Annotated in this window: 17 protein-coding genes; 6 read left to right on the top strand and 11 right to left on the bottom strand. The window is 67.6% G+C overall.

Annotated features, from left to right (window positions below; translation table 11 throughout):
- Positions 1-3: 3 nt before the first annotated feature.
- The 4 genes from ACCD07_RS26125 to ACCD07_RS26140 all read left to right on the top strand — a co-directional run bounded on the left by ACCD07_RS26125 (position 4) and on the right by ACCD07_RS26140 (position 8,029).
- Entirely contained in the window at positions 4-1,218 is a 1,215-nt protein-coding gene (locus tag ACCD07_RS26125; RefSeq protein WP_413449013.1) for an HlyD family secretion protein, read from the top strand.
- Positions 1,215-2,597 (top strand): efflux transporter outer membrane subunit, encoded by a 1,383-nt coding sequence (locus ACCD07_RS26130; protein ID WP_413449014.1) that lies wholly within the window; start codon positions 1,215-1,217, stop codon positions 2,595-2,597. Before ACCD07_RS26125 ends, ACCD07_RS26130 begins: the two co-directional genes overlap by 4 nt.
- Positions 2,598-2,744: 147 nt before the next feature.
- On the top strand, positions 2,745-7,685 hold the full coding sequence (locus tag ACCD07_RS26135) for a response regulator (RefSeq protein ID WP_413449015.1): 4,941 nt from the start codon (positions 2,745-2,747) through the stop codon (positions 7,683-7,685).
- 83 nt (positions 7,686-7,768) lie between these two features.
- A complete protein-coding gene (locus ACCD07_RS26140) occupies positions 7,769-8,029 on the top strand; it encodes an NHLP-related RiPP peptide (protein WP_413449016.1) in 261 nt (86 codons plus the stop codon).
- A gap of 25 nt (positions 8,030-8,054) precedes the next feature.
- Here the strand turns inward: ACCD07_RS26140 and ACCD07_RS26145 are convergent, their stop codons facing one another.
- The 8 genes from ACCD07_RS26145 to ACCD07_RS26180 form a co-directional block, all read right to left on the bottom strand.
- Positions 8,055-9,218: a putative peptide maturation dehydrogenase gene (locus ACCD07_RS26145; RefSeq protein ID WP_413449017.1), complete on the bottom strand. Its 1,164-nt coding sequence runs from the start codon at positions 9,216-9,218 to the stop codon at positions 8,055-8,057.
- A 4-nt stretch (positions 9,219-9,222) separates the two neighbouring features.
- Positions 9,223-9,609 carry a VOC family protein gene (locus ACCD07_RS26150; RefSeq protein WP_413449018.1) on the bottom strand — a complete coding sequence of 129 codons (387 nt, stop codon included), beginning with the start codon at positions 9,607-9,609 and terminating at the stop codon, positions 9,223-9,225.
- Between the two features lie 28 nt (positions 9,610-9,637).
- Positions 9,638-10,690, bottom strand: a complete 1,053-nt coding sequence (locus ACCD07_RS26155; protein ID WP_413449019.1) for a glycosyltransferase family 9 protein — start codon at positions 10,688-10,690, stop codon at positions 9,638-9,640.
- Between the two features lie 189 nt (positions 10,691-10,879).
- Positions 10,880-11,338, bottom strand: a complete 459-nt coding sequence (locus ACCD07_RS26160; RefSeq protein ID WP_353403378.1) for an AraC family transcriptional regulator — start codon at positions 11,336-11,338, stop codon at positions 10,880-10,882.
- Positions 11,339-11,363: 25 nt separating this feature from the next.
- A complete protein-coding gene (locus ACCD07_RS26165; RefSeq protein ID WP_353403376.1) occupies positions 11,364-14,501 on the bottom strand; it encodes an efflux RND transporter permease subunit in 3,138 nt (1,045 codons plus the stop codon).
- A gap of 9 nt (positions 14,502-14,510) precedes the next feature.
- Entirely contained in the window at positions 14,511-15,671 is a 1,161-nt protein-coding gene (locus ACCD07_RS26170; protein WP_353403374.1) for an efflux RND transporter periplasmic adaptor subunit, read from the bottom strand.
- Between the two features lie 12 nt (positions 15,672-15,683).
- Positions 15,684-17,108 carry an efflux transporter outer membrane subunit gene (locus ACCD07_RS26175; protein ID WP_176652720.1) on the bottom strand — a complete coding sequence of 475 codons (1,425 nt, stop codon included), beginning with the start codon at positions 17,106-17,108 and terminating at the stop codon, positions 15,684-15,686.
- Positions 17,105-17,803 (bottom strand): CerR family C-terminal domain-containing protein, encoded by a 699-nt coding sequence (locus ACCD07_RS26180; RefSeq protein ID WP_176652721.1) that lies wholly within the window; start codon positions 17,801-17,803, stop codon positions 17,105-17,107. Before ACCD07_RS26180 ends, ACCD07_RS26175 begins: the two co-directional genes overlap by 4 nt.
- Before the next feature lie 164 nt (positions 17,804-17,967).
- On the opposite strand from ACCD07_RS26180, the gene ACCD07_RS26185 reads away from it, so the two are divergent.
- Together ACCD07_RS26185 and ACCD07_RS26190 are read left to right on the top strand one after the other, a co-directional pair.
- Positions 17,968-19,428 carry a DUF1800 domain-containing protein gene (locus tag ACCD07_RS26185; RefSeq protein ID WP_413449020.1) on the top strand — a complete coding sequence of 487 codons (1,461 nt, stop codon included), beginning with the start codon at positions 17,968-17,970 and terminating at the stop codon, positions 19,426-19,428.
- 17 nt (positions 19,429-19,445) lie between these two features.
- Positions 19,446-20,729, top strand: a complete 1,284-nt coding sequence (locus tag ACCD07_RS26190; protein WP_413449021.1) for a DUF1501 domain-containing protein — start codon at positions 19,446-19,448, stop codon at positions 20,727-20,729.
- 180 nt (positions 20,730-20,909) lie between these two features.
- Here the strand turns inward: ACCD07_RS26190 and ACCD07_RS26195 are convergent, their stop codons facing one another.
- Genes ACCD07_RS26195 through ACCD07_RS26205 form a run of 3 tightly spaced genes read right to left on the bottom strand, consistent with a single transcriptional unit; the run spans position 20,910 to position 23,543 of the window.
- A complete protein-coding gene (locus ACCD07_RS26195; RefSeq protein WP_176652724.1) occupies positions 20,910-22,265 on the bottom strand; it encodes a hybrid sensor histidine kinase/response regulator in 1,356 nt (451 codons plus the stop codon).
- Positions 22,266-22,323: 58 nt separating this feature from the next.
- Positions 22,324-23,070, bottom strand: coding sequence for a 2OG-Fe dioxygenase family protein (locus ACCD07_RS26200; RefSeq protein ID WP_176652725.1), 747 nt, complete (start codon positions 23,068-23,070; stop codon positions 22,324-22,326).
- A gap of 8 nt (positions 23,071-23,078) precedes the next feature.
- On the bottom strand, positions 23,079-23,543 hold the full coding sequence (locus tag ACCD07_RS26205; RefSeq protein ID WP_176652726.1) for a MarR family winged helix-turn-helix transcriptional regulator: 465 nt from the start codon (positions 23,541-23,543) through the stop codon (positions 23,079-23,081).
- Positions 23,544-23,639: the final 96 nt, after the last annotated feature.

Below are 23,639 nucleotides of genomic sequence, written 5' to 3' on the forward strand. Positions count from 1 at the left end.
TACATGGCTACCAATACTCCCGACGATTCCTCTTCTTCCGAAAAGCGCGTGGCGGCGGTGGCTGCCGCCGCAGCGGCGGCCGCGGTGGCTGCGGCGGCGCCCACCGCGCCGGCGCCGGACCGGCGCGCGCAGATCATCTCGGCAATCGCCTTTTCGCTGGTGGCGCTGATCGGCGTGCTGGTGGTGCTGTATGCGTGGCGCCTGCCGCCGTTCAGCAGCGCCATCGTCTCGACCGAGAATGCGCTGGTGCGCGGCCAGGTGACCTTGATCGGCACACAGTTGTCCGGCTATGTCACCGACGTCAGGGTGCAGGACTTCCAGCAGGTGAAGCAGGGCGATCTGCTGGTGCAGATCGACGACCGCATCTACCAGCAGCGCTACGAACAGGCGGAGGCGCAACTGGCGGCGCAGAAGGCGGCGCTGGCCAACTGGGAACAGGCGCGCCGCACGGCGGAGGCGGGGGTGGTGCTGAACCAGGCCACGCTGGCCAACGCGGAGGCGCAGTCGGCCAAGTCGGTGGCTGACCTGAGCCGCGTGAACTCGCTGGCGGCCGACGGTTCGCTGTCGCTGCGCGAACAGGATTCGTCGAAGGCGGCGCGGGCGCAGGCCATGGCGGCGGTGTCGCAGGCGCGCGCCAGCCTGGATATCGCCAGGCAGCAGGTGCAGTCGGTGGTGGTCAACAAGCTGTCGCTGGAGGCGGCGGTGGCCAACGCGGCGGCCGCGCTGAAGGCGGCCAAGGTGGATCTGGACAACACCCGCATCACGGCGCCGGAGGATGGCCAGCTGGGGCAGGTCACGGTGCGCAAGGGCGCCTACGTCAACACCGGCGCGCAGTTGATGGGACTGGTGCCGCGCCAGCTGTGGGTGATCGCCAACCTGAAGGAGACGCAGATGAACGGCGTGCAGGTGGGGCAGAGCGCGACCTTCAAGGTCGATGCGCTCGACGGCGCGCTGCTGACCGGGCAGGTCGAGCGTATCTCGCCGGCCACCGGCTCGGAGTTCAGCGTGCTGCCGGCCGATAATGCGACCGGCAACTACGTCAAGATCGCGCAACGCATACCGGTGCGCATCCGCATCGATCCCGGCCAGGCCAAGGCGCGGCGGCTGGCGCCGGGGATGTCGGTGATCGTCAGCATCGACACATCGGCGGTGCTGAACGATGCGGACAGCGCGCCGGCCAAGCCGTCCGTCGCCGCCGCGGCCGGGGCCAAGCCATGAAATGCCGGGCAGTCCTGGCCGGGGCCGCGCTGGCGCTGGCCGGCTGCGCCGCGAAGGCGCCGCCGCCGCCCGCATCGTCGTTGCAGACGCCCGCCGCGTGGCGCAGCAGCGACTCGGGGGCGGGCGCGGCGCAAGTCGAACCGCAGTGGTGGCAAGCCTACGGCGATCCCGCGCTGACGGCGCTGGTCGCCGCCGCGCTGGAACACAACGGCGACCTGCGCATCGCCCGTTCCCGCGTGGCGCAGTACCGCGCGCTGGTCGGCGTCGCCGCCGCCGGGCAGAAGGCTAACGTCTTCGTCGACACCGCGCCCACCCGCACGCGCCAGCTGGCCTACAACGGCATCCCTTACGTCACCAATGTGTACCAGGCCGAATTCCAGGCCAGCTATGAGGTGGACGTGTGGGGCCGCCTCGCCGCGCTGACCGACGCCGCCACCGCCACCTACCAGGCCGAGCAGGCCAACGCCGACGCCGCCGCGTTGTCGATCGCCGCCACCGTCGCCTCGGGCTACCTCAACCTGCGCGGGCTGGACGCCCAACTGGCGCTGACCGAAGCCACGCTGAAGCTGCGCGAGGAATCGCGCGACCTGGCCAAGCGCCAGTTCGACGTCGGCTACAGCTCGCGGCTGGAGTGGCTGCAGGCGCAGGCCGAATACCAGGCCACCGCCGAACAGCTGCCGCAGCTGAGGCGCTCCATCTTCGAGCAGGAAAACGCGCTGGCGATCCTCGCCGGCGGCAATCCCGGCCCGATCGCGCGCGGCGCGGAACTGGAAAAGCTCGAAGCGCCGTCCGTGCCGGCCGGCCTGCCGTCCGAGCTGCTGCGGCGCCGGCCCGACATCGCCCGCGCCGAATACAATCTGATCGCCGTCAACGCCAACCTGCAGGCCACGCGCGACCAGCTGCTGCCGTCGTTCAAGCTGACGGCGGCGGGCGGCGTGCAGAACCTGAAGTGGCACGATTTCGTCAACGCCCCGACCGCGCTGTGGCGGCTGACCGGTGCGGTGGCCGCGCCGGTATTCGAAGGCGACCGGGTCCAGCATCAGACCGACGCCGCCGCCGCGCAGCGCGACCAGTCCGTCTTTGCCTACGAAAACGCCGTGCGCACCGCCTTCGCAGAAACCGACAACAGTCTCGGGGCGATCTACCGGCTCAAGGAGCAGGCGGTGCAAAACGACGCCCGCCGCGCCACGGCCGCCGAAACGCTGCGCATCGCCCACAACCGCTACCGCAACGGCTACGCCTCCTACCTGGAAGAACTGGACGCCCAGCGCACGTTGTACAACGCCGATGTGGGGCGTTTGCAACTGAAGACGCGCATCCTGGTCGCCTCGGTGGACCTGTATCGCGCCATGGGGGGAGGCTGGGTGGCAAAAAAATAGACAGATGGCCAACAATTCCGTATGCTTGCTGTGCAATTCCCATTGCTAGCTAGCATGGGAAAATTCATGGCAGGCTTTTACGGCTCTTCGTTTGTGAGCAATTTCAACGTCCCCTCATCTGTTGCCGGCACCCTTGCCGGTGCCTTTTTGCTGCGCCTCAGTGCCGTGCCGCTAATGGCTTGCCTGTGGTGCGCGCCGGCGGGCGCGGCGGATGCGCCCGACCGCTGGCAGGCGCTGGCGCCGGCCATGTTCGACCATCTGGTGCCGGCCGACCGGGGCTTCCCCAGCCCCATCGTGATGAAGGTGGTGCAGGACGGCGACGGTTTCATGTGGTTCGGCACCCAGGCCGGCCTTGGCCGCTGGGACGGCTACCACATGCGCAATTTCTTCTTCGATGCGGACGATTCCCATTCGCTTCCGGGCGACTTTGTCCAGGCCCTGCACGTGGATGGCCAGGGACGGCTGTGGATAGGCACGACCACCGACGGCCTGGCCATGTACGACAAGCAGCAGGAGCGCTTCATCCGCTACGCCGCCGGCAAGAACGGCTTGAGCAGCCCAGCCATCGGCGCCATCGCCAGCGACAGGCGCGGCGGCATCTGGGTCGGCACCGGCGCCGGTCTCGACTACATCGATAGCCAGAACGGCAACGCCATCAGCCACCTGCCGCGCGCGGCCGGCGTGGCAGGCGGGCCCCGCAGCAACCAGATCCGCGCCCTGCTGGTCGACCGCGGCGGCAACCTGTGGATAGGCTCGAACGGCGGCCTGGCCCGGCGCGACGCCGCCACCGGCCGCGTCGACGATATCGCCATCGCGGGCGGCGTCAGCGACGCCGTGTTGTCTCTGGGCGAAAATGCGCAGGGCGGGGTGGTGTTCGGCACGTTCAGGAGCGGCATCGGCCTGGCCGGCGCGGACGCGGCCACCGCCGGCGCGCGCATGCTGGTGCTGGATCAGGTCCAGGACAGCAACAACGCCATGGTGCTGTCGCTGGCGGAAACCAGGCCCGGGCAGTGGTGGGCGGCCACCTACGGCGGTGGCATCATCGAGTTCGATGCCGACGGCCATGGCCGGCGCATCGTGCACCGACCGGCGATCCCGATCAGCCTGGCCAACGACCGCGTGGCGGCGCTGTGGCGCGACCGCAGCGGCCTGATGTGGGTCGCCAACGAGCGCGGCGTCGACGTGCACAATCCGCGCAATAGCATCTTCAGTACGATCCTCGACGGCGTCGGCCTTCCGGAAGTTTCCGCCTCGTCGTTCATGACCGATTCCGCCGGCCGGCTCTGGGTCGCTCTGGCCGACCAGGGCATAGACCTGATCGCCGCCGATGGCAGCCGTGCGACGGGCCTGCGTCCCGATCCGCTGCATCCGGAAACGGCGCTGCCCAACCGGATGATCACGGCCATGGCCGAGGCCGAGCCGCAGGAGGCGTGGATCGGCACATTGCTGGGCCTGTACCACACCAGCGGCAAAGGCAGCCGCGTCGTCCGCGTGCCGATGCCGCAGGGGGAACCCTTGCCCCGCATCGGCAGCATAGTGCCCCGGGATGGCGTGCTGTGGCTGGGGACGGCCACCGGCCTGCTGCGTTACGATCCACGCGCCGGCACGGCGCGGACCTACCCCCAGGGTTCGGCTGCCGAAGGCGGGCTGACGGACAACCGCATCAGCACGGTACTGGCCGGCCCGGACGGCGCGCTGTGGATCGGTACCCGCAATGGCTTGAACCGTTTCGATCCCGCCAGCGGCAAGGCCGAGCAGATAATGCCGGCGCCGGAAATCGACACCGGGCTGCCGCAAGGTTTCATTAATTCGATGGCTTTCGACGCCCGGGGGCGATTGTGGGTGGCCACCAACAGCGGTGGCGTGGCGGTGCTGGATGGCCGCGCCGCGGACGGCACGCGCCGCTTCCGCCGCGTGGGGCTGGAATCCGGTTTGCCCAGCAAGTTCGTCAACGGCGTGCGTGCCGACGCCGCAGGTCGTATCTGGGCCTCGACCAGCGAGGGTATTGCCGTCATCGATACCGGCACGCTGCGGGCGCAAGCGCTGGGCCGCGCCGACGGCCTGGTGTACCAGGCCTATTACGGCGGCTCGGTCGGACAGACCGCCCATGGCGAGATCGTCTTCGGCACCTCCGGCGGCTATGTCGTGGTGCAGCCGGAGCCGCCCGTGCGCTGGGCGTTCCAGCCGCCGCTGGTGGTCAGCTCGGTGCGCCTGGACCTGCAAAGCGTGGCGGTGGCGCCCTTGCTGGCGCCGGACGGCGCCAGCCTGAGCATCCCGGCCGGCACCCGCAATGTCGAAATCGAAGTGGCTGCGCTGGATTTTTCCGCCAGCCAGCGCAACCGCTACGCCTTCCGTCTCGAAGGCTATGACAAGGACTGGGTGGAAAAGGATGCCAACCACCGCATCGCCACCTATGCCAACGTGGCGCCCGGACGCTACCGGCTGCGCATGCGCGGCAGCAACCGCGAAGGCGTCTGGAGCCCGCAGGAATTGAGCATGACGCTGGAGTTCCTGCCGGCCTGGTACCAGACCTGGTGGGCACGCTCGGGCGGCGTGCTGGCGATCCTGGCGCTGGGCTGGGGCCTGTACCGCTGGCGCGTGCGCCAGCTGCAGCGCGCGCAGATCGAACTCCAGCTGCAGGTGTATTCGCGCACGCGCCACCTGGAGCGGGTGCACGCCATCGTCAAGTCGATCAACGAGCAGCTGGACTTCGACGCCCTGCTGAACACCATCCTGCGCGAATCGAGCGCGATCGGCGCGGTGCGCATGGCGTATGCGCTGATCGGCGAAGCCGGCGAGGCCGGCGAGGCCGCGCTGGCGCTGCGCGCCGGCTGGCCGGACGGCGTGCCGCTGGCGCGTGCCGGCATGACATTGGCCGAGGCCCATGCGCAGCTGGTCGACGCGGCCGACAGCATCGCGCCGGACATGTTCCTGAGCCGGGCCGGCGCCGTGCTGGCCGTGCGCATCTGCGTCGAGCAGCAGTTGCAGGGCTACCTGGTGTTCGAGCAGGACGCGCCGTTCGCCGGCGGCGACCTCGACATGTTCAAGGCGCTGAAGGAGCCTTTCGTCTCGGCCTTCCAGAAGGCCCACGCGATCCGCGCGATCCAGCAGGCGCGCGCCGACGCCGAGGCATCGACCCGCGCCAAGAGCGACTTCCTGGCCAACATCAGCCACGAGATCCGCACGCCGATGAACGCCATCCTCGGCTTCGCCGGCCTGGGCACCTACCTGGACCTGCCGGCCAAGCCGCGCGACTACTTCAACAAGATCGGCCGGGCGGGGCAGAACCTGCTCGGCATCATCGACGACGTGCTGGACTTTTCCAAGATCGAATCGGGCAAGCTGGAACTGGAAAACGTGCCCTTTGAGCTGTCCGACACGCTGAGCCAGGTCGCCGACCTGTTCTCCTGGCGCGCGGCGGAAAAAGGCCTGGAACTGGTGGCCTGGGCCGATCCCGCCGTGCCGACCCGGCTGTCCGGCGATCCGCTGCGCCTGAGCCAGGTGCTGGTCAACCTGGTGGGCAACGCGCTCAAATTCACCGCGCGCGGCCACATCGTGCTGCGCGTCGAACTGGACGGCCCGGCCGGTGCCATGGATGGCCAGGTGCGGCTGCGCTTCTCGGTGGCGGATACCGGCGTCGGCATCAGCCCCGACCAGCAGGCGCGCCTGTTCCGCGCCTTCAGCCAGGCCGACACCAGCACCACGCGGCTGTATGGCGGCACGGGCCTGGGGCTGGCCATTTCGCAGCAGCTGGTGCAGGCCATGGGCGGCGTCATCGGCATCGACAGCCTGCCCGACAGCGGCAGCTGTTTCCATTTCAGCGTGGCGCTGCATTGCCTGGCGGACGAGCCGGACGGCTTGCCGGCGCTGCCCGAAGGCGCCGCCGGCAAGCGCGTGCTGATCGTCGACGACTGCGCGCCGGCGCGCGAGATGCTGGAGCGGCAACTGCGCAGCGCCGGCTTCGCGACCGATTCCGCCGCATCGGCCGCGGCCGCCATGCAGGTGCTGCGGGAGCAGCCGGCCGACCTGGTGCTGATGGACAGCCACCTGTCCGAAGTGGACGGCATCGAGGCGTCGCGCCGCATCCGCGCCGAGCCGGCGTGGCGCGCCTTGCCGGTGGTGCTGATGGTCACCGACTTCGCGCGCGAGCCCATCGTGCAGGCGGCAGCGGAGGCGGGCATCCACGCCTGCCTGGCCAAGCCGGTGCATCCGCCCCAGTTGATCAACAGCGTGCTGCTGGCGCTGGGCTTCGAGGCCGCCGAGCCGGCGCTGCCGGAGCCGGAGCCGGTGGCCTTGTCCGAGGCGGCATTGCGCATCGCCGGCGCCCGCGTGCTGGTGGTCGACGACAACGTCATCAATCAGCAGGTGGCGCGCGAAGTGCTGATGCGCGCCGGCGTGCAGGTCGAACTGGCCGGCAACGGCGTCGACGCGGTGCACATGGTCGACAGCGGCCGCTACGATGCGGTGCTGATGGATATCCAGATGCCGGAGATGGATGGCTACGAGGCGACCGCCCGCATCCGCGCCAAGCTGCAGCAGGCGAGCCTGCCGGTGATCGCGATGACCGCCCATGCGGTGGCCGGCTTCCGCGAGAACAGCCTGGCCATGGGCATGAACGATTACGTGACCAAGCCGATCGACCCGGAACGGCTGTTCGGCGTGCTGGCCAGCTGGATACGGCTGGATCCGGACCGGGTGGTGGTGGCCGCGCCAACGGCGGCGCAGGATGCGGCGCCGAATGTCCCCGGCGTCGACATGCAGGACGCGATGGCCCGGCTGGGCGGCAATGGTCAATTGGTGATGATCTTGCTGAACAAATTTGCCCGGGAATTCGAGGCCACTCCGCAACAGCTGCTGGAAGCCATCGACAGCGGCGACTTCGAGGAGGCCTCGGTGCTGGTGCACAAGATTCGTGGCGCGGCCGGCAATTTGTCGATGGCCGAACTGCACCGCGCCGCCGGCGGACTGGAGAATTTGCTGCTGCCGCCGCGGCTAACCCAGCTCGACGAGGCGCTGGCGGCCTTTGGCGCGGCGCTGGAAACGGTGATCGACGGGGTGCACGCGCTGGACGGTGTGGCGCAACATTAAGTTGCTTGGCAAGGAGCATGGTTTACCGTAGCATGGATCGGCAGCAACGCTTCATTCCATCCATAAACTAGGGACAACTATAAATGACCAAGCATACTTCAGACGAACTCAGCACGGTACTCGACAAACTGGCCAAGGACGATGCTTTCCGCGATCACATGCTGCGCGATCCGGTGGGCGCACTTGGCGGCCTGGGCATCTCGCTCGACCCGGCGCAGGTGCCTGCCGTGCGCAGCCTGCCGTCCAAGGACAGCATCGTAGCCGACCAGACCGCGATGCACAGCAGCATCGTCGGTGAGGACACCATGGTGATCTTCCTGCTGTCAGGCGGCTCCGCCGCCTGAGTTGGCGTTATAAGCCGGCTTGGCGTCAGCCCAGGCCGGTTTCTCCGTAGCGCAGTTCGACCATATTGCGCGGGCCGGTGGATGCCGGCCCGCAGCCGCAGACCGCGATGACGGCATGGCGCAGATGGTCCAGATCCAGCATCCGTTCGATATCGACGTCGTTGATGGCGGCCGTGATAAACGCGGGCAAGCCCGCTTCCGCCGCCAGCAGGTAGAACGTCTGCGACAGGTGGCCGGCATCGAGCGCGAGCGCGCGGTAGGCCTTCTGGTGATTGCGGTACTTCCAGAAACTGCGTTCTATCCTTCCCACCATCACCACCTGCATGGGCGCGTCGGCCAGCCATTGCTGCTCGGCGACCATTTGCAGCGCCACGGCTGCCGCTTCGTCGCTTTCCATGGTGCGCAGCGGACGCAGCTCGTGCTCGGTCGGATGATAGTAGTACAGTCCCGGCGTCACGCCGGCGATGCGCTGCACCAGCACGAAGGCCTCGACCGGATGCAGGCCGCCGCCCGACGGGCTGGTTTTTTTCAGCACGTCGGCGTGCGGCCCCACCTGGCGCTGTTCCTGCGCGCCGAAGGTGCGTTGCAGCAGGCGCGCCGCCACGGCCAGCGGCAGGCTGGCACCGGTGTCGAAATTGCGGCCGGTGTAGCGCTTCATCAGCGTTTCATCGAGGATGCCGCTGGCGGCCTTGGGCAGCTTGAAGGCGCTGGCGGGCGTGCCCAGGTCCATCGTCGGCGCCGGCGGCGTGCCGTGGCGGTCCAGCAGCTGCTGGAAGCTGGGCGCTTCCATGCCGGTTTCGGTGCGCACGTCGTGCCAGCGCGAGAAGGTGTGGGCCAGCGCCGCCAGCGGCCGCCAGTGCTGGGCGCGCAGGGTTTCGTCGCGTTCGCGCAGGGCCTCGTGTTCGGGCGCGTCGCCGATCAGCAGGCCCAGCTCCAGCAGGCGCGCGACGCAGGCGGCGCCGTGGCACTGCTCGCATGCCTCCAGTTCGGACCAGACCGTCTGGCTGACGGCGGCCATGGCGGCCAGGTCGGCGGCATCGACTTCGATTTCGCGGTCCAGGTGCGGCGCCAGCGCCAGCCAGCGCGTGCTGGCGGCCAGCGTGGTGGAACCGGCAAACAGGGAGGACCAATCGATGGCGAGTTCTTCGCGTGGTTCGATGTACAGTACAGCGCAACGTCGTATTTTCATGAACTCACTGGCCTTGCGGTGGTTGCCACAACTCGACCTTGTTGCCGTCCGGGTCCACTACCCATCCGAACTTGCCGTATTCCGATTCGTCGACCTTGTCCAGCACCTGGCATCCTTCGGCGCGCAGCGCGGCCAGCAGGGCGTGCAGGTCGTCGACGCGGTAGTTGATCATGAAGGCGGAGGAGCTCGGAGCGAAGTAATCGGTGTCCGCCTTGAACGGATTCCACACTGTGGTTCCCGTGCCGCCTGGGTTGTCCGGATTGGACCACTGGAAAGAGGCGCCGCCCCATGCCTCGACATTCAATCCAAGATGGACCCGGTACCATTCGGCCAGCCGCTTCGGGTCTGGGGATTTGAAGAACACACCGCCAATACCGGTGACACGTTTCATATGGGGCTCCTGAAGTAATCAGGCTACTTTACTCTGATGTAAGAGCGCGATCAAGATGCGGGGGCATGAACCAGCCCATCACGTGCGAGGCCACCGTCTCGGGCTGGATCGCCGTCATGCAGGGGCAGGGCACGGCCTGGTTGCTGGCGGCCTCCGATACCCTGCGCTCGCCGCGGCAGCGCACGCCGCTGTGGATCACGCTGGCCGATTCGCCCAGCGGCCGCCAGCGGTGGATGTCCACCTTGCGCGACTGGAACAGGCCCAGCGTGTTGATGCCCAGCGCCGCCGCCAGGTGCAGCGGGCCGGTGCTGCCGGCCACCAGGCCGTCGCAATGGCTCATGAAGCCCATGAACTCGGTCAGCGACATCTTGCCGACCAGGTTGGTCACATTGCCGGCCTCGGAATGGCGCAGCAGCAGCGGCTGCAAGGCTTCGCGGTCTTCGTTGGTGCCGCAGATGAACCAGTGCACCAGCTGCGGATCGATGCTGCGTATCAGCTTGGTGTAATAGGCCAGCGGCCATTGGTGCGACTTGGCCGTCACCAGCGCGGGGCTGAGGATGACGGTCTTGCGTCCCTGCGCGAAATGGCCGGGATGCAGCTCGGCCACCGCCTCGGCGATCCGTTGCGGCGGCGTCAGGCGGCACAGCGCGGGCAAGGTCTGCTGGTCGTCGATGACGATGCCGAGCGGCCGCAGGTACTGCAGGTCCAGCAGCCGCTTGTTCAGGCCCGAGGTGGGCGCGGAGATCGCCACCAGGTGGGTGCAGCGGCGCCAGTTGTAGACCCGGAACAGCGAGCCTATGCGCACCGGCACGGCGGCGTCGCAGGCGCCCCGCGCCAGCCTGCGGCAGGTGTTCACCTGGACGAAGATATCCAGCTTCAGCGACACCAGCAGGGCGGTCAGTTCTTCGTCGGATTCGGGAGCGGCGTAGACCTCGTCCACGTCCGGGCAGCGGCGGGCGATTTCCACCGTGCGGCGGTTGGTCAGCAGGATCACGGTGCAATGCGGGTCGCGCTGCTTCAGGGCGGCGGCCATCGGCAGGCTGATGACGAGGTCGCCAAGCTGCGTGGTCTTGGCCAGCATGACCCGCCCGTAAGGCGCGGAGATCGCCCTCGGCGATCGAAGCAATTTCTGAAAAAACGTCATTGTCCCTGGCACTCCCGTTGTACCCGGCGAGTATCGCATATTCGCCGATTTTGCTGGCAATAATATGCTGCGGTGCCGCATGGTGAAACGGAAGGTGCCGGGATACGGGACGTGGAGGAAGGCGCCTTACTTGACGGGGATGCAGAACTCCGCTTCGAACACGCCGGTGGCCGGATCCATCGCGAAGTCGGCCGGGTAGCGTTCGAAGCAGGGGCCGGCGTCGGCCTTGCCTTCGGCGTGCAGCTGGCCGAAGAACGCGCCCCAGGCGCCCGGCACGTCGGCGCCGCTGCCCTTGAACCTGGCCACGGCGTAGCGGCCGGCGGGGATATGGGCTTCCCTGGCCGGCTCCCTGATCGGATAGTCGGCCGAGACCTCGACGCAGGCGTCGTAGCGGCATTCGGACGGCGGCGTGGTGGCCGGGTCGTCCTGCGCCACGCCGTACGTCACCTTGTTCACCAGGCCGCAGGCCTTTTGCCATGGCGCAAACACTTCCTTCCAGAACTCGCCGATCGGCGCGCCGAACGGGCCCTTGTAGCGCAGGTAGGCTACCCGCACTTCCGGTAGATCTTGTATCGTGTATTCCATGTCGGTCTCCTCGCAGATGCTGTGCTTAATGACCGCCGCCGGCGATCTTGCGCAGCGACGGCACGGTTTCCTGCTCGGGCGAGGCCGCCGGCTGGCGGCGCAGCTTGCCCATCACGCGTTTCAGGAAGTGCTCGAGGTCGTCGATGTAGGTGAACACGGCCGGCACCACCAGCAGGCTCAACAGCGTCGATGTGATCAGGCCGCCGATCACCGTGATCGCCATCGGCGAACGGAAGCTCGGATCGGCGCCCCAGCCCAGCGCCAGCGGCATCATGCCGGCGCCCATCGCGATGGTCGTCATCAGAATCGGACGGCTGCGCTTGTGGCAGGCGTCGACCAGCGCATCGAAACGGCTCATGCCTTCCTGACGTGCCAGAATAGCATAATCAACCAACAAGATTGAGTTCTTTGTAACGATCCCCATCAGCATGATCAGGCCGATCATCGACGGCATCGACAGCGCGCGGCCGGTGATCAGCAGCGCCACGAAGGCGCCGCCGATCGACAGCGGCAGCGCGGCCAGGATGGTCATCGGCTGCATGAAGTCCTTGAACAGCAGCACCAGCACGCAGTAGATGCACAGCACGCCGATCAGCATGGCGATGCCGAAGCTGGCGAACAGCGCGGCCATCTCCTGGGTGTCGCCCAGTTCGGCGATCTTCACCGACGGCGGCAGGCTCTTCATCGACGGCAGCGCGCGCGCCTCGGCGTTGACCTCGCCCAGCGAACGCTTGCCCAGCTCCACTTCCAGCGTGACGTTGCGGCTGCGGTTCAGGCGGTTGATCTGCGCCGGGCCGCTCTCCATCGTGATGGTGGCGACGGTGGCCAGCAGCACCGGACCGTTCTTGCCCGGCACCGTCAGGCGGCCGATGGCGTCGAGGTCGGCGCGCACGGCGTCCGGCAGCTTGACGCGGATCGGCACCTGGCGCTCCGGCAGGTTCATCTTGGTCAGGTCGGTGTCGTAGTCGCCGGCGGTGGCCACGCGCACCGTCTGGCCGATGGACGAGGCGGTCACGCCCAGGTCGGCGGCCTTGGCGAAGTCCGGCGTGACGATGATCTCGGGACGCACCAGCGAGGCGCTGGAGCGCACGTTGCCGACGCCCTTGAGCGTGCGCATTTCGCGTTCGACCTTTTGCGCGGTTTCCTTCAGCGCCACCGGGTCTTCGCTGCGCAGCACCAGCTGCATCTTGACGCCGTTGTCCGGCGGGCCCACCTTGAAGCGGGCGCCGGGAATCGCGTCGAGCTTGTGGCGGATTTCCGCTTCCAGGTCTGCCATCGATTCCTTGCGCTTGTTGCGGTGGACGGTGGTCAGCGTCAGCACGGCGCTGCGCGCCTCGGCCGCCGCGCCGGGCGCGAAGGCGTCGCCGGACGAGCCGCCGCCGATGGAGCTGAACACGGCCTTGATGCCCTTGACCTGCATCGCGGCCTGGCGCGCGCGCTCGGCCACCACGCCGGTTTCGGCCAGCGTGGAGCCGGGCGGCAGTTCCAGGTTGATCTGCGTCTGAGCGCGGTCGGCCGCCGGCACGAAGCCGGTCGGCAGCAGGCCCACCAGCATGATCGAGCCGGCGAAGAACAGCGCCGAGGCGATCGCCGTCACCAGCCGGTGCGTCAGGCACCAGCGCATCACGCGGATGTAGCGCGTCATCAGCCAGCCGTCTTTTTCCTCGCCGTGGATGGCGGGCTTGAGGATGTAGGCCGCCATCATTGGCGTCAGCAGGCGGGCCACCACCAGCGATGCCAGCACCGCCACCACGGCGGTCCAGCCGAACTGCTTGAAGAACAGGCCGGGCACGCCGCCCATGAAGGCGGTCGGCAGGAACACGGCGACCAGCGCGAAGGTGGTGGCGATGACGGCCATGCCGATTTCGTCGGCCGCTTCCATCGCCGCTTCCATCGGCGTCTTGCCCATGCGCAGGTGGCGCGCGATGTTTTCGATTTCCACGATGGCGTCGTCGACCAGCACGCCGACCACCAGCGCCATCGACAGCAGGGTCACGGTGTTGAGCGTGTAGCCGAACAGGTACAGGCCGAGGAAGGCCGGCATCACCGACAGCGGCAGCGCGGCGGCGGCCACCAGCGTGGCGCGCCAGTCGCGCAGGAACCACCACACCACCAGCACCGCCAGGATGGCGCCTTCGTACAGCAGCTCCATCGAGCCGGTGAAGTTTTCCTCGACCGGGAAGGCGTTGTCGATCACCTGTGCCAGCGCCACTTTCGGATTGTTCTTCTGCAGTTCCTCGATGGCGGCGCGGGCGCCCTTGGCGACGGCCACTTCGCTGGCGCCCTTGGTGCGGAAGATTTCAAAGCCGATCACCGGCACGCCGTCCTGCAGCGCGACGGCGCGCGGTTCGGCGACGGTGTCGGTGACGGTGGCCACCTGGTCGAGGCGGATGCGGCGGCCGTCCGGCAGCGGCAGGTCCATCGCCGCCAGTTCGGCCGCGCTCTTGACGGTGCCGATGGTGCGCACCGATTGCTCGGCGCCGCTGATGTCGCCGCGTCCACCCGGGGCTTCCTTCTGCACCAGGCGCAGCTGGCGCGACACGTCCAGCGCGGACACGCGCAGCGCCGCCATGCGGGCGTCGTCGAGCTCCACGCGGATCTCGCGGTACACGCCGCCGACGCGCTTGACCGCGCCGATGCCGGGCACCGCCAGCAGGCGCTTGGCGACGGTGTTGTCGACGAACCAGCTCAGTTCCTGGTTGTCGAGCTGTTCGCCGGTGGTCTTGGCGGCCGATGCGGTGAAGGTCAGGATCACGCGGCCGGCGGTGGACGCCTTGGTCACCGTCGGGTCGCGCAGCTCGGCCGGCATGTCGGCCTTGACGCGGGCCACCGCGTCGCGCACCTCGTTGACGGCGTCGGAGATCTGCTTCTCCAGGATGAATTCAACGGTGGTGGTCGAGACGCCGTCGAGCACCGTGGTGTAGATGTTCTTCACGCCTTGCAGCGTGGCCACCGAGTCTTCGATCTTGCGCGCGACTTCGGTTTCCAGCTGGGCCGGCGCGCTGCCGTCCAAGGTGGCGACAATGGTGACGATGGGCAGTTCGATGTCCGGGAAGTCCTGCACCGGATTGGCCTTGTAGGCCAGCATGCCCGCCAGCGTCAGCAAGGCGAACAGCATGATCGCCGGGATCGGGTTCTTGATCGATAAGGAAGAGAAGTTCATGGCGCGTCCTTACTTGGCAGCCAGCTTGGCGGCGGCCGGCGACGATTCGGCGACGTTGTTCACCAGGTCGCCGTCGTTGAGGAAGCCGGCGCCGCGCACCACCACCTGCGAGTCGGCGGTCAGGCCGCCCAGCACTTCGATGCGGTCGCCCAGGCGGCGGCCCGGCTGCACCTTGATCTGGCTGACATGCTGGTCGGCGTTCAGGCGGAACACGAAGCTGAAGCCGTCGCGCACGACGATGGCCTGCTGCGGCAAGGTCATCGCATCCGAGGTGCCCAGTTCGAACTGGCCGCTGGCGAACATGCCGGCCTTGAACGGCGCGTCCTTGGCTCCGGCGCTGGCGGGCAGGTCGACGTAGACCAATGCCGAACGGGTTTGCGTGTCGACGGTCGGCGCGATCATGCGCACCTTGCCGGTCACTTCGCTGCCGTTGGCGGCCTTGACGACGGCGCTGGTGCCGGTCTTCAGGTTGCGCAGGTCGGCGGCCACCACTTCGGCGCGCCATTCAAGGCGGCCCTGGCGGATCATGCGGAACAGTTCCGTGCCGGGGCCGGACACGGCGCCGACGGTGGCGCTGCGCGCGGAAATCACGCCGCTGTCCGGCGCCACCACCTTGGTGTACTTGAGGCGCAGCTGCTGGCTCGCCAGCGCGGCCTTGGCCGAGGCGATGCGGGCGTTGGCGGTTTGTTCGGCGGTGGTGTACTGGCTGATCTGCTGCGCGCTCAGGGCACCGGTGTTTTGCAGCGTGCGGGCGCGGGCCGCGTTGGCGACGGCGTCGGCGGCGTTGGCTTCCGCTTCCTGCACGGCGGCTTTCGCCTGCGCCAGGTCGGCGTTGACGGTATCGGCCGAGAACACGGCCAGCACGTCGCCGGCCTTGACCACGTCGCCGACATTGACGCGCACTTCAGTCAGGCGCAAGCCGTTCGATTCGCTGCTGACGCTCGCTTCCTGCCAGGCGGCGACGTTGCCGTTGGCCGCCAGCTTGATCGGCAGGCGCGCGGCCACCGGCTTGGTGGTGGTGACGGTCAGCGCCGGCTTGGCGGTGGCGGCTTTCTTGTCGTCGGCCGCCTGCGTGGCGGGCGAGTACAAAGCGATGCCGGTGCCGCCGATGGCGAACACGGCCAGCAGGGCGACAGCGACGGGTTGCAGCTTGGTTTTCAGATTTTTCATGATGTCGTTCTTTTAGTTGACGCTGATGTCGGCGACAGCGGGGGCGCCGTCGGTCGGGGCGGTCCAGCCGCCGCCGGCGGCGCGGTACAGCGCTACCCAGGCGGCGCTGCGTTCGCGCTGCAGGTTGATGACGGTTTGTTCGGCGGACAGGCGGGTGCGGCGCGCGTCCTCCAGTTCGAACAGGCTGGCCAGTCCGTTCTTGTAGCGGTCTTCCACGGCGGTGAAGTTGACGCGGTAGCCTTCGAGCGCGGTTTGCGCGTCGGTGGCGCGTTCGCCGGTGGCGTCCAGGTTGACCAGCGCCTGTTCGACTTCGCTGACGGCCTGGCGCACGGTGGCGCGGTAGGCCGAGACGGCGGCGTCGTAGCGGGCGCTGGCCGCGTCGACGTTGGCGCGGCGCGTGCCGGCGTCGAAGATCGGCAGCGACAGCGAGACCGGGCCGATGTTCCAGGTGTCGGTCTTGGTGTTCTCGCCGCCGGTGCGGAAGTTGGCCACGCCGACCGCGCCCGACAAGGTCAGGCGAGGGTAGCGCTGCGCCTGCGCGGAACCGACATCGGCGCTGGCCGCCGTCACTTCGCGTTCGGCGGTGAACACGTCGGGCCGCTGGCTCAGCGTGCGTGCCGGCAGTTCCGCGATCGCGATCGACGGCGCCACCGCGGCGGATGCCGCGCCCGCGGCCAGCTTCTGCCGCAGCTCAGGCTCCGGCATCGCCGTCAGCGCCACCAGCGCCTTGACGTCGACATCGCAAACGGCGCGCTGGGCGATGTAACGGCTGTTGCCGTCGGCCGCGCTGGCGCGGGCCAGCGCCATGCTGGCGGGGGACTGGAAGCCGGCCTTGGCGCTCAGCTCCGTCAGGCGGGCCGTATCGGCGCGGGACGACGCATCCTGCTTCGCCACCGCCAGCAGCTGCTCGCAGGCGCGCAAGCCGTAGTACTGGTTCGCCACCTCGGCAGCCACCGACACCCGCGCATCGTGCCAGCCGGCGTGCGCGCTGTCGAGCCGCGCCTGCGCCGCATCGCGCGCCGCCCGCTTGCCGCCGAACAGGTCGATCTCCCACGAAGCCTGCAGGGCCGCCTGCGAGGTGGTCCCGGTCGGCAGTGCCGATTGCTGGTTCGAGCGGCTGACGCTGGCCGCCGCATCGAGCGACGGCGCCAGCGCCGCACCGGCCGCCACGCGCTCGGAGCGCGACTGCGCGATGCGCGAGCCGGCCGAGGCCACGGTCGGGCTGACCGCCTGCGCCGATTCGATCAGCTGCACCAGCAGCGTATCGGACTGCTGCTTCCACCAGCTGGCCAGGTCGGCCTGGCTGCCATTGTGCGGCAGCGGCGCCTGCCACTGCTGCGGCGCCTGCGCGGCCACGTGCGGCGCGGGCGCCTGCGTGGCGCAGCCGGCCAGCGCCGCGGCGACGGCCAGTGCCGCCGCGCGTAAGAATATCTTCATGCTTTCCCTTTTTGGATTTTGAGTTTTTCGGCGTTGACCAAGGCTTCGGCATAGCCGACCAGATGGTCCACCCAATGTGCGATCGTGTCCGTGGACTCCAGCATGTGCGGCGTGATGGCGTTGACGACATCGCGCCCGATCATGATCTGCAGCGCCATGCCGACGATGGCGTACGCCAGCCGGTGCGCAGCGTCGGTGGGCTGCTCCAGCCCCAGATGGCGGCTCAACACTCCGACCATCGCCAGATGCTCCGGCTTGATATTGTTTTGAATTTCCTGCTCCCACAGCCCGGTGGGTTCCAGCATCTCCCGATAAAACAAACGCAGCAGCAGTTGCGCATCCTCGCCGGCCATCAGCGGCGCCATCATCTGCCGGTAGAAGCCCTCCAGCGATTGCCGCAGCGTGAAGTGCGGCTGGTCGAACATGGCGATGTTCTCCGGCGACGGCGAACACATGGAGCCGAAACAGGCCTGGTACAGGCCGGCCTTGTCGCCGAAGTAGTAGCTGATGGCCGCGACGTTGGCGCCGGCCGCCTGCGAGATTTCCCGCGTCGAGGTCTTGGAAAAGCCCTGGCTGGCAAACAGCCGCATGGCCGCCAGCAGCAGGCGCTCGCGCGACTGCTCGCCGTCCGAGCGTGGCTTGCGGCCTTCTTCGGCTGGCTGGCTGGTATCGATGGAAGTAGGTTTAGGATTCATTGCGGCATTACAACACATAATTTAAACAATTGATATAAGTAAATCGATTGTTTAATTTATTGCTGAAGTTACCGTAACAGGCCGTTACAATCGATACATGGGAGTCGTTTGAGCGGCGAGGATATTGCGTTATAAAGGAAATATTTCCTGAATGGAGTGCCGCCATGACCATGACACGCTGGATTGCCGCCGCCGCACTGATGGCGTCCGCCACCGCCGCCGTCGCCGCCACCCCGACGCCGCTGGCGCCCGAACAGGCCGCGGCCCATGTGCTGAACCGCATCGCCTACGGTCCCAAGCCGGGCGACATCGAGCGCGTGACGCAGATGGGCGTGCAGCGCTACATCGACGAGCAGCTCAATGCCGCCGCGCCGCTGCCGCCGGCGCTGACCGGACGCCTGGCCAGCCTCGACGCGGCGCAGCAGCCTGCCGGCGAAGTGCTGCGCCGCTTCCTGGCCGTGCGCGGCATGGCGAAGAACGAGTCCGACGAGGACAAGGCCAGGCGGCGCGAGGTGGTCACCGCGATCACGCAGCAGACGGCGGAGGCGCGCATCGCCCGCGCGGTCGACAGCCCGAACCAGTTGCAGGAGGTGATGGTCGATTTCTGGTTCAACCACTTCAACGTCTTTTCCGGCAAGGGCGTCGACCGGGCGCTGGTCGCCAGCTACGAGCGCGATGCGATCCGTCCTTACGCGATGGGGAATTTCCGCGATCTGCTGGGCGCCACCGCGCATCATCCGGCGATGCTGTACTACCTGGACAACTGGGTCTCGACCGCCAACGGCTATGTCCCGCGCGGCAAAAAGCAGGGCGGCCAGAAGGCCAAGAGCAGCGGCCTGAATGAAAACTATGCGCGCGAGCTGATGGAGCTGCACACCATGGGCGTCGACAGCGGCTACACGCAGAAGGACGTCACCGAACTGGCGCGCATGCTGACCGGCTGGACCTACGACCAGCGCGAGCTGGCCGCGCGCAACCGCACCTTCGCCTTCGATCCGGCGCGCCACGACCGCGACGACAAGGTCTGGCTGGGCCGCCGCATCAAGGCCGGCGGCCAGGAGGAGGGCGAGTATGCGCTGGACGTGCTGGCGATGCTGCCGGCCACCGCGCATCACCTGAGCTTCCAGCTGGCGCAGTACTTCGTGCAGGACCAGCCGCCTCCCGCTCTGGTCGACCGCATGGCCAAAAGTTACCTTGACAGCAAAGGCGATATCCGCACCGTGCTGCGCACGATGCTCACCAGCGCCGAGTTCATGGCGCCGGAAGCGGTGGGCGCGAAATTCAAGACGCCTTATCAGTACGTGATTTCCGCCGCCCGCGCCAGCGCCGCGCCCGTCACCGACATCAAGCAGACGATGGGCGTACTGAACCGCCTCGGCATGCCGCTGTATGGCTGCCAGACGCCGGACGGCTACAAGAACACGCAGGACGCATGGCTCAATCCCGACGCGCTGAGCCGCCGCATCGGCTTCGCCACGATGCTGGCGCCGGCACTGGATGCGCAGGCGCTGCAGGCCACGCTGGGCGGTTCGATCTCGCCCAAGACGCAGCTCGCCATCGCCGGCAGTCCCGAACCGCTGCGCGCGGCCATGCTGCTGGGCAGTCCCGATTTCATGCAGCGCTAATCACCTCGGAGTTCACCATGCAACGCAGAGACTTCCTCAATACGCTGGCCGCCAGCGCCGGCCTGATGATACCGCTGGGCCGCGGCGCCTGGGCGGCGACGTCCGCCACCGCGGGCGACAAGGCCACCGGCCGCAAGCTGATCGTCATCATGCTGCGAGGCGCCGTCGACGGCCTCAACGTGGTGGCGCCGGTGGCCGATGCCAATTACGCGCGGCTGCGGCCGACCATCGCGCTGGCCAGGCCGGGCGAGGACGGCGGCGCGCTGAACCTGGACGGCTACTTCGGCCTGCATCCGGCGCTGGCGCCGCTGCTGCCGCTGTGGGAGCAGAAGAAGCTGGCCTTTGTCCACGCCAGCGGCTCGCCGGACGCCACGCGCTCGCACTTCGATGCGCAGGACTACATGGAATCTGCCACGCCCGGTGTCAAGAGCACGCAGGACGGCTGGATGAACCGGCTGGTGGCGGCGCTGCCCGGCGCCACCACGCCGACGCGCGCGCTGAGCATCGGCCCGACCATGCCGCGCATCCTGTCGGGCCGCGCGGTGGCGGTCAACCTGGCCAACGGCGCGGCCGGCACCAAGGCCAATGTGCTGGACCGGCCGGCGGTGAGCAAGGCCTTTGATCAGCTGTATGCGGGCAACGAGCGCTTCGGCGCGGCCTACCAGCAGGGCCAGGACGCGCACAGGGAAGTGATGGATGCGGCGGCCGGCAAGATGGTCGGCGGCGGCATGGGCGGGGGCGGGATGTCGACCGAGATGCAGGCCGCGAACGGCGGCGCGCCGCTGCCGAACGGCTTCCCCGACGACGCGGCGCGGCTGGCGGCGCTGATGCGCAACGATCCGAATATCCAGCTGGCCTTCGTGGCGCTGGGCGGCTGGGACACGCACGCCAGCCAGGGCGCGGCGCGCGGCCAGCTGGCCAATCGCCTGCAGCCGCTGGGGCAGGGGCTGGCGGTGCTGGCGCAGCGGCTGGGGCCCCTGTTCGACGACACCACCATCGTCGTGATGTCGGAGTTCGGCCGCACCGCGCGCGAGAACGGCAACGGCGGCACCGATCATGGCCATGGCAACGTGATGTGGGTGCTGGGCGGCGGCGTGGCCGGCGGCAAGGTGCTGGGCGACTGGCGCGGCGTCGGCGACGCCGACCTGAACGAGGGGCGCGACCTGCCGGTCACCACCGACTTCCGCAACGTGCTGGCGGCCGTCGCCGAGCGTCATTTGCGGCTGAGCGACAAGCAGCTGGTGCAGGTGTTCCCGTCGCTGCCGCGCATGAGCGGCAAGCTGGATTTGCTGCGAAGCTGAAGGACAAAAAAAATGCCCGCTACCTTGACGGTGCGGGCTGAATTCCAATGTTCAGCGAACGGTTGGAGGAGACAGTTCCCACTATATCCTCATTTATGTTGCGGTGCAATACCGTAGAACTACGGTGTCTAAGCTTCTACAGTATAAAAATGCCAAAGTTTTTATGCTGCGCCGCACAGGTCAGCGTTTCGGCAGCGCCAGCGTGAACGTGCTGCCGTGGCCGAAATCGCTCTTGAAGAACAGCGAGCCGCCGATCAGGTTGGCCAGGTTCTGGCACAGGTACAAGCCCAGGCCGGCGCCTTCGGCGTGGCGGGTCGAGGTCGAATCGAGTTGCGAAAACGCCTGGAACAGCTTGGCCTGGTCTTCCTCGCGGATGCCGGCGCCGCTGTCGGCCACCGAGAATTCGATGATGTCCTGTCCCAGGCTTTCCCCCTGACGCTGCGTCAGCGTCACGCTGACCTTGCCGGTCTCGGTGAACTTGATCGCGTTGTTGGCCAGGTTGAGCAGGATCTGCGTCAGCGCGCGGCGGTCGGTATCGAGCACGATGGGTTCGTCGGTCAGCGCCACTTCCAGCTCCAGGCCTTTTTGCGCGGCCAACGGCCGCAGCGTGTCGACCACGTCCTGCACCAGGTCCTGGCAGCGCACCGTCTCCAGTTCCAGCGTGACCTTGCCGGCCTCGATCTTGGCCACGTCGAGGATGTCGTTGATCAGCGAGAGCAGGTGGCGCGCGCTGGTGCGGATGGTGTTGAGCTGCTTGTCCTGCTCGACCGTCAGCGGGCCGGGCAGCTTCATCAGCAGCGCGCCGGTGAAGCCGATGATGGCGTTCAGCGGCGTGCGCAGCTCGTGCGACATGTTGGCGATGAACGCCGATTTCATGCGGCTCGCCTCGGCCAGCTCCAGGTTCTTCAGCGCGATTTCGCGGTTGATGGTTTCCAGCTCGCCGGCGTGGTGCGCCAGCCGCATGTTCAATTCGATCACCTGGCGTTCGCGCGCCTGCAGCTCGCTGTTGACCTGCACCGCCTGTTCGTAGGTGGAGATCAGCAGGTCGAGGATCTGCTGGCGTTCGGCGTTGATGAAGTGTTTTTGATCGCCCAGGTACAGGGCGATGCCGATCTCCATATTCTGGTTCTTGCGCAGCTTCTGGTTCATCAGCATGTGGCCGATGCGGTTCAGCAGATAGTCTTCCGCGTACGGCTTGCGGATGAAGTTGTCGGCGCCGCATTCGATGCCGCGGATGATGTCCTTCGGATCCATCAGCGAGGTCACCAGGATGACCGGGATGGTGCGCAGTTCGGGGTCGTTCTTGATCGCGCGGCACAGCGCGTAGCCGTCCATTTCAGGCATCACGATATCGGACAGCACCAGGTCCGGCTTGCGCACGCGGATCGCTTCCAGCGCCAGCTGACCGTTGCCGGCCACCCGCGCGCCGTAGCGCATGGACTGGATCAGGCGGCGCAGGCGCTCGGCCTGGGTCGGGCTGTCTTCGACGATGAGGATCTCTATCTCATCGGGCTGTATTTCGTAGCTGGTGTCCACAGGCCACCCCTCCTGGATGCTTAGTATAGGCTGTTGTGACTATATCGGATTTAGTCCGTCAGGGGTGAGTTTCCTGTCCCTGGAAACCGCCCGCGCGCCAGGTCAGCACCAGGGTGTCGCGATAGCCGTGCGCACCCAGCGGCTGGATCGGCGTGGATTCATGGATGACAGTCGCATCGTCCAGCAACAGCAGGGTCCACGGCTCGGTCATCGTGAAGCGTTTGCCGTTGGGACCGTCGGCTTCGAAGATGCGCGTCTCGCCGCCCTTGATCTGCTCGCGGCCGATCAGGATCACGGCGACGAAGTCGACGCCGTCGCGGTGCGCGCCTTCCGGCGTCGGGCGGCCGATGCCGTCCGTGGTGTCGATGCGGAACTGGTGCGCCTCGACGAACCACGGCGTGGAGGTGCGGCGGGCCGCGCTGCATACCCGGCCCAGCGCGCCGACCAGCGCCTGCCATGCCGGCTGCGCCACCGTGGCCGGCAGCATGGGTTCGAACAGGCGGTTCATGCCGCCGTGCAGCGCGTTGTATTCCAGCGGCTGCCAGTGGGCTCGGTGCGCCGTCTGCGTCAGGCTGTCGCCGTCCTGGACAAAGCAAGAGTGGCGGCGGCGCCGGTAGCGGCCGCCGTCCTTCAGGTAGTTGTCCAGTTCCAGCGTGTTCCAGCTGGGCGCCAGCGCGTCCAGCGCGTCCGGCGTGACGCCGGCCAGCGCCGCCACGTCCTGGGGCGGCAGCACGGCATAGCCGTCCTTGCGCAATGCGTCGGCCACCTGGGCCGGATGGGTGAAGATCGGGGCGGAAGTACTCATCGGCGCGCTCAGGCCTCCGACATCAGGCCGGCGCGCAGGGCGTCGATCTGCTGCTTCATGTTGACCACTTCCTCCAGCGTGCACTTGGTCGCCTGCAGGATGGACGGCGGCAGCTTGGCCGCCTCGTGGCGCAGCGCGTCGCCGTGCGGCGTGAGCGAGATGATGACCTGGCGCTCGTCGCTGGCGGCGCGCGTGCGGGTCAGCAGGTCGGCCTGCTCCATGCGCTTGAGCAGCGGCGTCAGCGTGGCCGAATCGAGGAACAGGCGCTCGCCGACCTCGGACACGGTCAGTTCGTTTTTCTCCCACAGCACCATCATGACCAGGTATTGCGAATAGGTCAGGCCGAGGGGGCGCAGCAGTTTGCGGTAGATTTTGCTCATCGCCAGCGAAGTCGAATACAGCGAGAAGCAAAGCTGGCCGTCCAGCTGGGGAACGGCGGCGGATGGCGTGTGTGGGGCGGTTTTGGTATCCATGACCACAGTATAGGTAGTGCACTATACAATTGCAAGCTAACAGAGAAAAAATGTTTTGAGAGTAAATCCGCTCGGTTATGATGTGGAAGTAACTAA

Source organism: Duganella sp. Dugasp56 (assembly GCF_047304105.1).
Taxonomy (GTDB): Bacteria; Pseudomonadota; Gammaproteobacteria; order Burkholderiales; family Burkholderiaceae_D; genus Rugamonas; species Rugamonas hordei.